Raw genomic sequence first — 15,547 nt, 5'->3', positions numbered from 1 at the left:
GTCCGATCAAAGAATCGGACGGGCTTGAATTCATTCAATGTCGACGTTCACACTTCACACACCGACCCCGTCCCGTCAGATTCTGACGAGCTGCTCGATGAACTCTCGCTGGAGAAGAAGTGAAACATGGTTTTTCCCTGTACGAATTAATGGGGTAGCATTACCCGTTGGGAAGCAGACACCAAAGCACAGAAGCAGGTTCACAAAAAAAACGCGCTGCCCTGCGAAACAGGTCAGCGCGTAACTTAATCGATATACTCAACTGTAGATGATACTACGCTAAATAGAATTATTCCGCTGAATGAGTATCAGTCTGGAATGGAGGTCACGAGTTCTTCTGAAACCGCTTCCAGGACGTCTGAGGTAATCAGCGGCAGTTCGTCGGCATAACCGACCAGCAGCCCCAGATCACACAAACGATTGATCTTCCGCGGATTCCCCTGCGTCAGTTCGAACAACGTCTGGAATGCAGATGCTTCGAACACCGGTTCGGTCCGACCGGCGACCTGCAGACGATGCTCAACATACTGCTGTGTCTCTTCCACAGAAAACGGTCTGAGCAGACAGCGGACCGAAATGCGGTCATCCAGCTGCGCGGATCGTTGCAGGTGACTCAGCAACAACCGGTCTCCTACCAGCAACAGCGTGAAGTCGACATCGGAGGTCTGCTGGAAATTGAGCAACTGATGCAATGTCTCGAAAATTCGCTGGTCTGCAATCAGATGGGCTTCATCGATCACAATCACGGGCTGTGCCCCCTGATCACAAAGCAGCTGTAACTGCCGATGCAAGGCGCGGATAATTCGATCCTTACCGGTAACTCCCGGCTCGATGCCCGCCTCTTCCGCCCCTAACTCAACCGCGAGATATGAGATCAGCTCGACAGGTGAAAGCTGGGGAAAGACCAGTTGTACGAACGGTTGATGCCGCTCCGCAAGCTGACTTTTCAGCACGTGGCACAGGTAGGATTTCCCGCTGCCCGGGCTTCCGACCAGCAGGCCGGCCCCCTTGCGGTTCTCCACCAGGTATTGCAACTTCAGCAGTCCGGCCTGATGCGGGTGGCTCTCATAAAAATACCCAGCGTCCATCTTTTCTTCGAAAGGGCCGCTCTGCAGATTCCAGTAACTCTGATACATCGACTCTGATTCCCGCGAATGGTTAAAAGTTCTGAGACTTCCGCTTAATTGTTCTCTTAATAATTTCTTGAAGGAACAGCAGCGCTGCGCACTGTTGGCAGCTCGAGCTCTTCAATTTCTCCAGTCAGCCAGGCAGCCCCGGAGCTGCTTGCATTCTGCGTACCCCCGGACTGCCTGTTACCCGACACATAAATGGGATGCGCTCCAGAAATCTGCTCGACGCGTCCACTCGTCTGCTGATCTCCATAATCGCGCCCCAACGCATGATAGACTCCCGAACCGGTCTCTCCGCTGCCTGCTGCCTGTTCCATAGAAACCGTCTGTACTTCCCCCATGGCTGCTTCCACATCAGCAACCGCTTCCTGCAGCGGCAGCTCTGCATCCAGACCAAATTCCATCGACAGTTCATCCCCGCTTCCCAGATCCGGTGCCAGCGACTCGGCATCGGAAAGCAGCTTATCTTCCACAGAAGGTTCTTCCAGCGAACCGAAGAAGGAGATCAGTGCCATCATTGAACAGACACTGGCGATCAAACCGACGAAGACTTTAGCCGTCTGGTTCCAGCGAACACCAAAGCGAGGCCGGCGTTCGGTTTGAGAGGAATCTCGTGAGATGAGACTCAGAACGCTTTTGAATTTGAGAGACTTCAGCCAGCTCATGACTCGATCCTTCGAGACGGGACTCTGTTTTGACAGCAGATCAGAATTCAATCCCTGAATTCCGGTTAGACAGGACACGGTGTCCGTTCTCCCCCTCAATCTGTTCTGTCGAGAGGCAGTCAACGCTCTTCTTGTATCGGTTACCGGGTGTATCACTCTTGATCATTTCACAGACTTGGTAAAACGGGAAGCTTTACCAAAATAAACCGGTGACACCTGTTACTGGGAACAAAAACTACCGGCACGATTGAACGATACCGGCAGCATTATTTTCGTGGTATAACTTTTTGACAGAACGAGACTTAGCCCAGGCCCAGCACGTCCGCCATTGTATAGATCCCTGCCTTCTGGGTTGTCAGATATTTGGCCGCCATCAGGGCGCCATAAACATAGCTGTCACGGGTATGGCCGCGGACTGTCAGGTCGATCGTCTCCCCCATCATACCGAAGACAATCGTATGCTCACCCACATTGTCGCCGGTCCGTAATGCGTGATAGCCGATTTCACAGACCGGACGCGGGCCGGGACGACCTTCCCGCCCGTGAATGTGTTCAGTCTGTCCCATCTCGTCGGCAATGATTTCACCAAAATGTAACGCAGTCCCGCTGGGAGCATCTTCTTTAAAACGGTGATGACGTTCGATGATTTCCACATCAACCCCACTGGGAGTATTCTTCAGCGAATGGGCGGCTTCCCGCACCAGCTTCATCATCAGATTCACAGCCACACTCATATTGGGGGCCAGAATCAGGGGTGTTGTCTGTGATGCCGTCAGCACTTCGTTTCGCTGTTCCGGTGTCAATCCGGTGGTAGCGGCGACCAGCGGAATCTGCCGTTCAGCACAGACCCCGGCGATTTTCACCAGTCCGGCCGGCAGGGAAAAGTCGATGATCACATCCACGCGGTCAGTCAACTCAGACGTAATGTTCAGGCCAACAGGACCGATGCCGGCAACTTCACCCACGTCTTTCCCCAAGGCAGGAGAAGACTCCGATTCCAGGGCAGCCCCCAGCTTAAGATCCGGATCCTGATATACGAGCACAGCCACCCGCTGTCCCATCCGACCGCTGGCTCCATTGACTCCGACAAGAAGTTGATCGCCCATCTCACTGCTCCCATTCACAATAACGTTCTGATATTCGAACCAAAGATTTTTTGTTGGCTTAACTCTGTTGCAGATCGTAATACACGCACTGCCACTTTTCCATCAGAGCCCGCCACTTTCTCCCCGCATTTTCCAGTTTATTCGCCTCAACTCACCAGCCTGCTGAGTGCCTGCTTGAGTTCTTCAATCACATCTGTTTCGGTCTCAATTTCCAGACGGGTTTGCAGCATCTCAACCGTGGTCGGAGCTCCCAGCCGTCCCAGCGCCCAGACCACAGCCCCTCGAATCAGCGACTCATCATCATTGAGTACTCCCAACAATGCCGGCACTGCACTCTCATCTCCCCGGTTCCCCAGTACGATGGCTGCATTCCGGAGCAACCCCGCCCGACGGGCCCGCGACATCGGCGTACTCTGGAACCGCTCCTGAAATGCAGCTTCATCCAGTGTCAGCAGTTCGCAAGCATCAACGGGCGTAAACGTTTCGACCGGCTGGAACGCTGGTTCTCCGCTGATCGGTGCCTTCCGATTCCAGGGACAGACATCCTGGCACACATCACAGCCGAACATCCAGTCCTGCATCCCCGGTCGTAACTCTGCTGGAATTGGCTGATCTCGCAGTTCGATCGTCAGATACGAAATGCACTTCCGCGCATCCAGCGTCCCCGCTTCCACGAACGCATCGGTCGGACAGGCCTCCAGGCACCGCGTACAGGTGCCACAATGGCTTGTTTGTTGCGGTTCGTCATATTCCAGCTCATCACTCAGCAGCAGCCCCGCTAGAAAAAACCAGCTTCCCTCCCGTTTGTTGAGCAGCAGCGTGTTTTTTCCAATCCAACCCAGTCCTGCCAACTGAGCGAAGTCCCGCTCCAGCAGCGGCGCAGTATCGACAACGCCTCGTGTTTCACAATCGGGATACTGCTCGCGAATCAATCGCGACAGCTGCTTCAGCTTCTTGCGTATCACCTTGTGATAGTCGGTCGTCCCCCAGGCATAACGCGAAACCCGCGCCTCAGTTCCTGTCACCTCGGGCGGCTCCTCCGTCTGATAATTCAACGTCAGCATCAGCACACTGCGCACGGAACTCATCACATAGCGTGGATGTTCGTAAGCCTCTTTACGACGTTCGAGATAGCTCATCTCTCCCGCGTATCCCTGGTTCAGCCAGTCCAGAAAGCTGTGATAACCAATGGGCGTGACCGCCGGCGCAATCCCGGCCAGATCAAAGCCGACCTCGCGCGCCAGTCGCTTGATCAGCGCACTCTGCTGGCTCAGCGAATTCCCTGCGGTTTCGGCACTCTTACCCATTCTGCTCCCACAATTCCATGTCACTCATCACAGCGACGAATCTGCCTGCATCTGTTTCCACTGGGCATGACCGATTTTCAACACGTCCGCATCATCCCGCTTCGTCAGCGGTGTATAACGGGGATGACGCGATTCTTTGTAAGGATCGTTGTGCTTCGTGTTGTAGCAGCAGATGAACCCCCATCGCGGATGGTTGCTCTTGTTCTGGTCTGAGCGGTGCAGCAGATTGGAGTGAAAGAAGATTGTCGATCCGGGTTCCAGCGTGCAGTACACGAGTTCAAACCGCTCGCAGGCCGCTGCCACACGCTCCGGATCTGCGCCGGTCTGGTCACCCACCTTGCCATGATTCATCCGCCCCATCAGATGGCTCCCTTTGAGCACCTGCAGGCAACCGTTCTCCCGGGTCGCCCGATCGACGGCAATCATACAGCTGGCCATATCCGGAAACAGGCAACCATTGTTGTACCAGTATCCGTAATCCTGATGCCATGCCCAGGCACCACCCACCTTCGCTTCTTTCTGGATCATCTTATGGTGGTAATGGTAGACTTCATCACCCAGCAGTTCTTCCATCCGATCCACAACCCGGTGACCGGCGGCAATCGCACCATAGATGTCTTCGCCGACTTCGTTCTCCACGCTCAGTTTGACCGCACCCCCTTCTCCGTCATCCCGACTGAAAGTCGCCTGCTGCATCGCCAGGTCCGCCCGGCCAATCTGTCCCAGCAGCGCCACTTCTTCCTCACTGAATAACGATTCCACGATCACAAAACCATCACGCTGAAACCGCTCGATTTCTTCATTTGAGAATAACGACGTCACCATTTGCCTCACTCCCCATTCACAACTGCTAATGAGAGCTATTGAATAATCACCAGTGAAACCCCGGGATCAATGCCAGCTCGCCCGACAGTGACCAAAACTACGCTCATTAAACCTGAGTTTTCATTTATTCTACCGCCTCTCATCCCGGGTTGCGAGTAGATCATTGCCAAACAAAAAGACACAGTCCCTCACGTGAAGGACTGTGTCTGAGAAACTCGATTATTCAGCGGGATTCAATCAGGCTTCATCCAGCAGATTCACAGCTGCAAACTCCTGACCTTCCAGCATCGCCAGGCTGGCACCACCGCCGGTACTCACATGCGAGACCTGATTGGCAAAACCGAGCTGCTGGATCGCGGCGGCACTGTCGCCACCACCAATGATGCTGGTTGCATCGCTGTCTGCGATCGCCTGGGCAACCGCTTTGGTTCCTTCATCGAACGGCGGCATTTCGAACACACCCATCGGTCCGTTCCAGACCACTGTTTTAGCGGACTTAACAGTCTCAGCAAACAGTTTCGCCGATTCCGGTCCGATGTCCAGTCCCTCGAAACCATCGGGGATTTCACCGGCTTTCACAACCTGCTTGTTGCAGTTGCTGTTAAAGTCGTCGCCACAGTGCGTGTCGACCGGCAGCATCAGTTTGTCGCCCCCTTTGGCGATCAGTTCTTTGGCCAGTTCGACTTTGTCCTCTTCCACCAGACTGCCGCCAACCTTGCCACCCTGCGCCAAAGCAAAGGTGTAAGCCATCGCGCCACCGATGAGCACCTTGTCGCAGATGCCCAGCAGGTTGTTGATCACGTTGATCTTGTCAGAGACTTTCGCTCCCCCCAGAATCGCCACGAACGGACGCTGTGGATTGGCAATCGCATCGGACAGGTATTGAATTTCTTTCGATACCAGGAAGCCAACTACTTTCGGCTTACCGTCCATGGCTTCCGGAACTGCAACCATCGAAGCATCGGTCCGGTGGCAGGTACCAAAAGCGTCGTTGCAGTAGATATCAGCGAACGCAGCCAGCGCACCTGCGAAAGTGGCATCCCCTTTTTTCTCACCATCGTTGAACCGCAGGTTCTCCAGGATCAGTACCTGACCATCTTCCAGGGCAGCGACTTTCGCCTTCGCATCGTCGCCAACCGTATCCGTCGCAAAGGCGACGTCCTGATCCAGCAGTTTACCCAGGCAGGCAGCGGTTGGCTTGAGGCTGAATTTCGCATCACCGGCATCCCCCTTGGGACGTCCCAGGTGACTCATCAGAATCAGGCGACCGCCACGATCGATAACGGACTTGATCGAAGGCAGAGCCATCCGCACCCGGCGATCATCGGTAATATTCAGATCGTCATCCAGGGGAACGTTAAAGTCGACACGCATCAATACGGTCTTACCCGCTACGTCTACGTTTTCAATTGTTTTCTTTGCCATGGAAACTTGAACCTGTCTCTTTGATTACAGAGGTTAAGATAGAATGTGACTGTATTGAACCCGTCCGAAAAATGACGAATTCCTGCTAATTCTGGCGGGAGCACTTTAAGTTGCGAGCGCGGGCTACTGAAAGACCGACGGACTACTCGTCCATCACGTCCTTTTCTTTCGCATCCGCCATGCTGTTGACTTTACCTTCGAACTTTTTGGTCAGTTCCTGGATCTGATCCTTGGTATCGTCCCGTTCGTCTTCCCCCATCACTTTGTCTTTTTCGGACTGGTCAGCATGCTTGTTTGCATCCCGGCGGATGTTGCGGATCGAAATCCGGGCTTCTTCAGCCAGCTCTTTCACGCGGGAGACCAGCTGACGACGACGTTCTGTCGAAAGCGGGGGAATGTTCAATCGCACGACGCGACCATCGGTATTCGGTGCCAGTCCCATATCGCTGGCCTGGATCGCTTTGGCAATCTCTCCCACCATCTGGGCATCGAAGGGCCGAATCAGAATCTGCTGCGGCTCGGGAACGCTCACGTTCGCCATCTGCTTCAACGGAGTCGGCGAACCGTAGTAATCCACGCGGATCGAATCCACCAGACCGGGGGTGGCCCGCCCCGTACGAATCCCCTGCAGCTGACCCTGGAATACGTGAACCGCTTTGTCCATTCTCTCTTCCGCGTCGAGTAAAATCTCTGCCTGGTCCATGCTGCAAGTCCTTCGAATAGTTAGCTTTATCTGAATAGAATCGATGTCTGACTGGATACCGCTCGCCCCACTGACCGGAAATGTTCAGTCTGTCAGCAACGCGAACTGGCCCGATTTTAGTTGACCAGCTCTGAAAATCAAACCGTCAGGAACGAGAAAAACCAGCTGAAACAGGTTCAGCTGGTTTTTGTCAGGCAAGACTCACTCTTCTTTTTTACTCTGCCACAGGAGACCGATCAGGCAATCGGTGACTCTTCCCGGTTCATAATGCCACTCAGATACAACAGGTTTTTCTCCTGAGGCAGATTGGTCTTGAACTGCAGATGTTTCAGTTCCGCCTTCAAGAGATCACGGCGACTGATCTGGCCGACCAGGCAGTTTCCATCGCGGACGACCGGAAGACGACGTGTCGGCGTGCTCTGAAAAATCTGCGCGATGGTCAACAGATCCGTGTCTTCCGTGATACACCGCGGTTCCGTATCGATAAACGGAAAGATCTGCGTTGACGGCAACTGCTCATAGCTGGCTTTAATCAGCACATCCATGCAGCACCGTTCTGAAAAGACACCCAGTAATCTGCGTTCTGAATCCAATACGGGTGCACCGGAAATCCGATGATTTAACAGCTTCCCGATTGCTTCATGTACATCCATGTCCGGAGTTAAGGTGATTAACTTCGTGACCATGATGTCTTTCGCGAGTACAGGCTTATCCATAGCTTTTCCCCCCTTCTAAATTGGCGATTTTAGAGACCAGGTCAGTGAGTCACACAATAAACAGTGACAGGAAATGACTTCAGAACGATGTGATCAGTGTGAACTCAATATAGAAATGAAATAACGCCTGGCACGTTATTCATAATCGAATGTGGAAAACTTTTACATTTTACCAACCACTTTTTGATTACTCAAAATCTTTTCCGCTGATCACGTATCCGTACATGTGATCTAACCAGCGTTATCTTTCACAATTTCAACGACTTAACGATTTCTGCAAAAAATGATTCCTGCGCCTTTTACACCAATTTCTCCCCCATCCTGGAAGTCGAGACCTGACAGATACGCTCCGGGACGCTTATAATCAGGCTTCGCCTACTCAACTTTAGAATCTCCTGCACCAGCGGTGTTTCACAGCCCCTGGTCAGACAATAGAAATCAGGGCAATGTCACAACGCGTGGAAATCGATGGTGTCGGACTGCATCTGGGACGGCCGGACCAGACCGTCAGCGACTGGATCGGACAACATGAAGCACTCAAGCAGTTGCTCGCCTGCTGGCTGGTAATCGACGAAAAAGATATGCCACTCACACCGCGACTGGTGGGCACCCCCGGTATCGGAAAAACTTCGCTGGCCATCGCAGGCGCACGCACGCGCGAGCAGGAACTCTACATCTATCAATGTACTGCAGACACACGACCTGAAGATCTGCTGGTCACTCCGGTACTCGCCGAAAGTGGGAAGATCAAGTATCACGCCTCTCCACTCGTCAGTGCCATGATTCGTGGCGGCATCTGTGTGCTCGATGAAGGCAACCGCATGAATGAAAAATCATGGGCCAGTCTCGCGCCACTGCTCGATCATCGGCGCTACATCGAATCCATTGTCGCCGGCGTCACAATCCCCGCACATCCCGATTTCCGTTGTGCGGTCACCATGAACGAGGATGAGTCTACCTTCGAAATCCCCGACTACATCCTCAGTCGTCTGCAGCCCAGCATCACTCTCGAACATCCGAACCGCGAAGATGAGAAGATGATCCTGCACTATCATCTCCCCTTCGCCGATGAGCATATGCTCGACCTGACCGTCGACTTCCTGCAGCAGTCACACAGCCTGAAACTCGATTTCTCAACCCGTGACGGCATCAACGTGCTGCGACTGGCACTCAAACGTGCCGCTCAGGATAAAGAACACCCCCTCAGCAAAGATACCATCTGGCTCGAGTCCCTGAAGAGCTGCCTGGGTGATGATGCCCTCGACCTCGAATCTCTCTCAGAAAAGCGTCAGCAGAACCTGGGTGGCAACATGATGCCGATGGGACTGGGAGACTTCTTCTTCTCCCCGGATAACCCCCTGCACCCGGACCGGGATGATGACGATTTTGAAGACTTCGAGGATGACGAAGACGACGACAACTATTAAATCGTCATCAAATCCAGTCAGGCACTCGCGCGTCGACTCAGATCATTAGCACCGGTTGCCTGAGCTGCCCTACTGAGGAGCCGCTGCAGGTTTCGGCGCGACTACCGGCGGTTCTTCAAAACTCAACCGGATCTGGAATGGTTCGATCAGAATATCTTTCTGCTCCAGATCGGGTACGACCCAGGTTCGCAGACGATTGCTGCTCGTCGTCTCTTTAAGTACCTGCGAACCATCCCGCAGATCGATGACCTCCAGATCAACCTGATTTCCCGAAGAAGTTGAAATACCCATAACCCGACGGATGCCAAACGTCATCACCGGCAAATCGAAGAACTGCGTGAAGTCGATTCCCTGTGCCTCGAGCATCCGAGACCACATCAGCTCTCCCGTTTCACGATCGATGGAATACAACATCCCGTTAAACAGGAGAGACGTCATACTCAAAGGACGATACGTTACTCTGCTTTTTACGACATAAGGCAGACTGACAAACACCAGGTACTGCTTCTCGTTCTCCAGCAGCAGCACACGCATCACATTGGGTGCAGCCTGGCCTTTGACTTCGACCTTCTTCTCGCCAGTCCGCAGGTCTCGTATGGAAATCGTTCCATCCGCTGCCATCATGGCGATCTCATAATTCTGCCCCAGCGTATAGTTGGTATCTTTGTTGATCTCAAAACTCCAGACCACTTCATCGCTGACCAGATCCCGTAATTCAAGACGGCGTGTATCATCGGCGGGCGGTCCCAGTGTCAGCAGATAGCGTTCAAAGGCAAAAATCGCCGAGTGCCCCGGCTTCAGTTTGAATGCATTGACCGATTCTCCATTCTGACCACTGCGTACCACGTACCGCGGCTCGGTCCGGCTCTGAGAAGTCATCAGAATCACATGCTCCGCATCGCCAAAATGCCAGCTGTTGTTGGGCAGCCCCTGACGTTTCCAGAGAATTTCCCCAGTCAGCAGATCGGCAGCGATTAATTCACTGCCCAGTTGATAGCAGAGGAATTCAGAATTGATCGTACCGATACGTCCCAGTTGTTCGCGATCCGAATTCCGCGTGATATATTCGCGTAACACCGGCGCCAAACCACTGCGTTCGATGGAAATGTAATCACGCAGACTCGGCGGACCAGCAATCATCCTCTGTTTCCAGAGCAGGGTTGGTTGACCATCTGTTTTCCGATTGATGGCATCCAGCACAAAAAACTCGGCCCCAAAATTCACAACCAGATAATTCTCGAACACGCGGGCCGAGAAGAAAGGCTGCTGTGGAACTTCGATCCCGGCTTCCGCCAGTGAGAAGGTCCACAGCGGTTTACCTGCACCGTCGAATGCCAGTAGCTGTTCTTTCGCCGGTCCTACCTCCAGCCGGTGATTTTCGAACAACGGATTCGTCAGTCCGATGATTTCCACCGGCAGAGAAGTGTTCTGCCCTTTGGACTGCTCATCGCGATATACCTGGGCCGGATAGTCAGGCCAGACTGACCTGGAATGTGACTGTTTCTGAAACTCCGGAACTGACTGCCAGGCTTCCGCCACTTGTCGACCCGATTTCCCATCCAGACAGATGACATCGGGCCACTTTGTCTTCAGCTCCTTAAACAGCTCAGTCGCCTGGGCATATTGATTGAGTGATACATAGATTTCAGCCAGTCTGGCAGTGGCGAAGGCGGCACTCACAGGCTGCGCCGAGTTGCGCAGCTGCTCAAGTTGCTGCATCAGTTGCCGACGCAAGACCGACTGCTTTCCCGGAGATGCCGTTTTCAGCTCTTGCGTCAGCCGCTCAACCAGCAGCATTCGCGCCTGACGTGTGGCCGGCAGATTACCACAGCACTTCAGGAATCGCTGTAGTTCAACCTGACCGGCAGAGGCCAGATGGTTCGTATAATAGCTGGAGAAGAATGCATCGATTTCCTGACGTTGCTCTTCATTCGCCCGCACCATCAACAGTTCGAGCTGCGAACGAATCCAGCGATCGGTGCGAACAAAAACGCCCCCCTTGGCAGTCTCGGTAGAAAACAGATTCTTCAATTCCGAGAGCTTCAGGTAGTTCTCCAGAGCCGCTTTCAGATTTCCCTTGGACTGGTAACTTGTCGCCAGGATCTGGAAGAAACGACGCTGTTGATTTTCATCAACGAGCAGTGGTTCAATTTTACTGATCTGACTCTCATACTGACTGAAGTCATGATCAAGACTTTCCAGCATCATGTCTGCATACAGTCGCCGCGCACGGATAGTGGGTTTGATCTCAATCGACCGCTCAATTTTCGCCAGAGCCTGTTTCACATTTCCGGAGTAAAGATACAACTCACCTCGCAAGAGTTCCGCCTCTGCCTGTTTCGCTGGCTGATCCGACTGACTCGCCAGACGAATCTGTTCAATGATGGACGCCGCCGATCGAAACCCGACGACTTCGGTCTCATTCTGAGCGACCAGCATCCCGCTCCCGGCTGACAGATTTCCCACTAGCGTGTCGGTCTCGACCCGTGTCCGGGCTAGAATCAGGCCATCATCCAGGCGGATACTCAGGATCTCTCCTGTATCCACAGGTAGAAAATACGTATCCCGCACCACGATGCCCCGTCCGCTGGGAGCGGGAATCTTCTGAGCTTTCGGCCAGGCCGGACTTCCATCACTTAACTTGAGTGCCTCAATTGAACCCGGTCCTACCAGCAGGATATTCCCATCCTGTACCGAGGCGATAAACAGGTATTCCTGCCGTGGTCGCGACCAGATCAGTCGACCATCAAACAGATCCAGGCACTTCAGGTTCTGTCCCGTACGTGACTGTAACAGGACCCGGTCACCCACAATCAAAGGTGTGAATTCCGCCCAGCCTTCGGCGTTCTCGTTCGCATCGCGGCTGAAGGCAGCGTAAGAGGTAATCGCATTTCTGCGTGGCTCCACATTTCGCCAGAGCAGTTGACGTGTTACGGCGTTGATCCCCACCGTACACCCCGAACCGGTCGGACAGACCAGAACGCCATGGGCCAGCGAAGGACTCAATCCCATGCGGCGACGGATATGATCCAGCGGACGACGATCCGTTGTATAATCGCGGGCGATCGGATACTCGCTACGGAACAGCGACTGCGTCCAGAGCGTTTTCCCCGTCTGCGGATCCAGCACCAGCAGACGAAACTCGCGGCCCTCTTCCGCCAGAGCGTACAGCTTACCATCCAGGGGCAACGGCGGCCCGAGGAAGTAGTGTCCCGAGTAATTAATCGGGTTCTGTAACCGGGGACCTCCCAGTTCCCAGACAAACTTACCCGTATCAACTTCAAAGGCCATCAGGCGGTTGTAGGAGTTGGGTGAAAGAACGCTCTCCTGGTCTTCCCGGCTGAAGTGATAGAAACCGCCGATAAAGCCAACGTTTTCCACGCTGAATACCAGCTTGCCATCTGAGCTTAAATGGCCGACCGTGTAATCCTGCCAGGCTCGCTGCGTCAGATATTTCTGTAACGGGGTCTGGGGAGTACCCAGAAATTCTTCATCGGAATTCTGCGGATCCTTCAGCATCTCGCGGAATAGCGCATCGGCAACCGTCGTCTCCCACTTCAGTTTCCCGGACTGCAGGTCCAAGCCCTTCAGGTTATTGTGTGTTCTCACGACAACGGTGTCGCCCGCCACAATCGGACTGGCAGCAGGTAATACACCCGACAGATGCTTGCGACGGAAGTCACCCAGTTTCTGCAGGATCGCTTCCAGGGGAGGCAGATTAGGATTGTTCTGTAAGAATGGATCGCGGATCGTGGAAAATTGCCACTCCGGTTTCGAGGAAGGGACGGCGAACTCTGCGGAAGCGATTCGCTCTGCATTTCCACGATAGAGAGTCCAGTCTGACTGTTCCCGGGCTCCCTTCAGATCCAGCGTTCCCACCAGTTGGGATAACCATGCCACAGGGTTCTGCCCTTCCTGGAACAACGCGACCTTTTTGCCATTCGGAAAGACATAGTCTGTATCTTTGGTCTCACGGGCCAGCTTCATCAGCGACTGGCGGCTTTTTCCGAGGTTCCCCAGATGATACCAGGCGACCGCCAGCTTGAACGTCAGATGTGGTTCCTTCTCAGCGGCCAGATCATGCCGTTTGCTGAGCGATTCCCACAACTGCGCCGCAGCCGGTAAATCACCCCGCTCGTAGTAATAAGAACCCAGCATGTAAGCAGCATCGGCTCCCGCCTGGGTATGAAAAAATCGGCGAACGACTTCGCGAAGGAGGTCCTGGTTGTCCTGTTCCCGTGCTTCGCGCAACATCTGCTCAGCGGTGGGACCGTACTGCACCGAATAGTATTTTTTCCCGTCTGGAGGTAACGCCGCCAGTTGATCCTCGGCAGCCCGTTTCAGGCTGTGAAAGCCCACGCCCCGGTCAATGGCCACAAAATCTTCCGGGGCATCCAGAATTGCCTGCAACTCTGGAATGCCAGCAGAATAGTTCTTCTCATCGATTAGTTGGCGGGCATCCTGGTAGCGTTTCGAAAACTGACGGCTCGCTGGAAACAGCTCCAGTTGATCGCGGCCATTGGGCCACGCATCCAGGGACTCCTGCCCGAAACAGAAACTGGGCTGCAGTAAACTCAGAATCAGCATGCCCCCATACAGGAAACAGCGGGTGCGTTCTGGAAGTAATCTGGTAGCGTCTGATGCAAACAACATAGGCAAAGGCGGTGTTTCCACGTCCTGTCTAAATAAAATAACATTGAAATTCGAGCGAGTTTCGAATCTCCTGGCCCTGACCGGACTCACATCTCCGGCAACAGAACTAATTCACCATCAAGCGGGTATCTTCGACGACTTCCTGAATGCCCGATTGATCCAGTTCCCCGGTACGGAATGCCCGGTTCGCTTTAACAACGCCCTCCCAGAGCATGACATTCACGGCAGCCTCCTGCTTTACGTTATAACCCAACGGGCTGTCAGTGCCTTCATACACCGTCAGCGGTACATGCCGAATTTTCTTCTCGCTGGCGATCTGTTTTAACTTCGATTTCTGCTCATCAGGATTCTCAGTCAGCAAAACCACAAATGCAGCCAGCTTGTCATCATTGTGAGCGGCCACTTCCTGATCGATCTTCTGTATCAGAGTCTCGGTCTGTGGTCCCAGTTCCCGTACGAAAATCCCCACAACAGGGCGTTCCCCATACAGACAACGGTAACACAGTGTCTTTCCCTCATTGGGTCCCGTGACATCTTCCACTTCGAACGGCATCGGTATCTCTCCGACTTCCATTCCTGACTGGAATGAAACCGTCTCTGTCTGACTCATGTCAGTTTTCGAGGATGCTGATCCCGGGAGAGGCGCTGCTGCCCCCAGTTCGGCTTCCGGTTTGGTGACCGGCATTTCGGTAGAGGCGTCCGTTGCCGTCTTATTCGACGTTTCCGTTTTCCCGCATCCTGACAGCATCATGGCAGCCAGCATAAGCACAGCGGCGGAGACAGACAGGATTTGATTCAAACGGTTACGGTTCATGGGCTTGTCTCCCTGGTAACAAACAAAAAACAACTCACCCGCACCGTCAATTGTATGCCCTCAGCCGGTTGACTGTCGAGTACGAATGACGATTTTTACGGGTGAGTGAACGCTTCTGAACCGTAGTTTTCGGCCCAAAGAACGGTTTCCGAAGCAGGAACTACTTCAGTTCATTGACTTTCTTCAGGATGGCTTTGCTGTCATCAGCAGCTTTAACCTTGGTGTTCTTCATGGCAACCTTACCGTCTTTGTCGATCACAAAAGTCCAGCGGGCTGCTGTCACACCACGAGTCAGTTTCTCCTTTTTACCATCGATGGTCCGCTCAATCGTGGAACCGGGACGCAGGGGAACGCCAAACTTCTTAGCCACACTGCCATCTTCATCTGCCAGCAGTGTGAAGTTCAGATCATACTCTTTTTTGAACAACTGATGATTACGTACCGAATCACCACTCACCCCCACGACTTCCACGTCTTTCCCCTGCAGCTTCTTCATATCATCGCGGAATCCACAGGCCTGCTTGGTGCAGCCACCGGTCATGTCGGCAGGGTAGAAGTAGACCACCAGAATTTTCTTGCCAATATAATCAGTCGACTTCCAGCCTTTGCCCGCGTCATCTGTAGCTGTGAAAGCAGGAGCCGCATCGCCGACTTCCACTTTTCCGGGAGGTGCATTCACCTGTCCCTGGGCACTGGCAGACAAACCACACAGACAAACCAGACTCAACAGGGAGCCGACGATATTACGATACGATACCTTCATGTCATTCACCTTG

12 protein-coding genes are annotated in these 15,547 nt (G+C 53.6%); 1 reads left to right on the top strand and 11 read right to left on the bottom strand.

The annotated features are described in order from the left end of the window. Positions 1-308 precede the first annotated feature (308 nt). The 8 genes from RID21_RS14255 to RID21_RS14220 form a co-directional block, all read right to left on the bottom strand. Positions 309-1,136 (bottom strand): ExeA family protein, encoded by an 828-nt coding sequence (locus tag RID21_RS14255; RefSeq protein WP_350189896.1) that lies wholly within the window; start codon positions 1,134-1,136, stop codon positions 309-311. Positions 1,137-1,192: 56 nt separating this feature from the next. Then, positions 1,193-1,795, bottom strand: coding sequence for a hypothetical protein (locus RID21_RS14250; RefSeq protein WP_350189894.1), 603 nt, complete (start codon positions 1,793-1,795; stop codon positions 1,193-1,195). Between the two features lie 302 nt (positions 1,796-2,097). Then, entirely contained in the window at positions 2,098-2,901 is an 804-nt protein-coding gene (dapB, locus tag RID21_RS14245; protein WP_350189892.1) for a 4-hydroxy-tetrahydrodipicolinate reductase, read from the bottom strand. A 146-nt stretch (positions 2,902-3,047) separates the two neighbouring features. Next, positions 3,048-4,208, bottom strand: a complete 1,161-nt coding sequence (gene queG, locus RID21_RS14240) for a tRNA epoxyqueuosine(34) reductase QueG (RefSeq protein ID WP_350189890.1) — start codon at positions 4,206-4,208, stop codon at positions 3,048-3,050. Between the two features lie 27 nt (positions 4,209-4,235). Then, positions 4,236-5,033 carry a phytanoyl-CoA dioxygenase family protein gene (locus RID21_RS14235; protein WP_350189888.1) on the bottom strand — a complete coding sequence of 266 codons (798 nt, stop codon included), beginning with the start codon at positions 5,031-5,033 and terminating at the stop codon, positions 4,236-4,238. 237 nt (positions 5,034-5,270) lie between these two features. Further along, the gene (locus tag RID21_RS14230; protein WP_350189886.1) at positions 5,271-6,458 is read right to left on the bottom strand and encodes a phosphoglycerate kinase; all 1,188 of its coding nucleotides are present in this window, start codon (positions 6,456-6,458) and stop codon (positions 5,271-5,273) included. A 142-nt stretch (positions 6,459-6,600) separates the two neighbouring features. Then, the gene (gene frr / locus RID21_RS14225) at positions 6,601-7,161 is read right to left on the bottom strand and encodes a ribosome recycling factor (protein WP_145036265.1); all 561 of its coding nucleotides are present in this window, start codon (positions 7,159-7,161) and stop codon (positions 6,601-6,603) included. Positions 7,162-7,397: 236 nt separating this feature from the next. After that, entirely contained in the window at positions 7,398-7,877 is a 480-nt protein-coding gene (locus tag RID21_RS14220) for a CBS domain-containing protein (RefSeq protein ID WP_145036263.1), read from the bottom strand. Between the two features lie 446 nt (positions 7,878-8,323). Here RID21_RS14220 and RID21_RS14215 point away from each other — a divergent pair, with 446 nt between their 5' ends. Continuing rightward, positions 8,324-9,304, top strand: coding sequence for an AAA family ATPase (locus RID21_RS14215; protein ID WP_350189884.1), 981 nt, complete (start codon positions 8,324-8,326; stop codon positions 9,302-9,304). Between the two features lie 69 nt (positions 9,305-9,373). On the opposite strand, the gene RID21_RS14210 is transcribed toward RID21_RS14215, so the two are convergent. The 3 genes from RID21_RS14210 to RID21_RS14200 form a co-directional block, all read right to left on the bottom strand. Further along, the gene (locus RID21_RS14210; protein ID WP_350189882.1) at positions 9,374-13,957 is read right to left on the bottom strand and encodes an outer membrane protein assembly factor BamB family protein; all 4,584 of its coding nucleotides are present in this window, start codon (positions 13,955-13,957) and stop codon (positions 9,374-9,376) included. 106 nt (positions 13,958-14,063) lie between these two features. Continuing rightward, a complete protein-coding gene (locus tag RID21_RS14205) occupies positions 14,064-14,771 on the bottom strand; it encodes a hypothetical protein (protein ID WP_350189880.1) in 708 nt (235 codons plus the stop codon). 160 nt (positions 14,772-14,931) lie between these two features. Next, positions 14,932-15,534, bottom strand: a complete 603-nt coding sequence (locus RID21_RS14200; RefSeq protein WP_350189878.1) for a peroxiredoxin — start codon at positions 15,532-15,534, stop codon at positions 14,932-14,934. Between the last annotated feature and the right edge of the window lie 13 nt (positions 15,535-15,547).

The sequence above is a fragment of the Gimesia sp. genome, assembly GCF_040219335.1.
Classification (GTDB): domain Bacteria; phylum Planctomycetota; class Planctomycetia; order Planctomycetales; family Planctomycetaceae; genus Gimesia.
The sequence above is the reverse complement of the archived record's forward strand: the minus strand, read 5'-3'. Positions and strand labels throughout refer to the sequence as shown.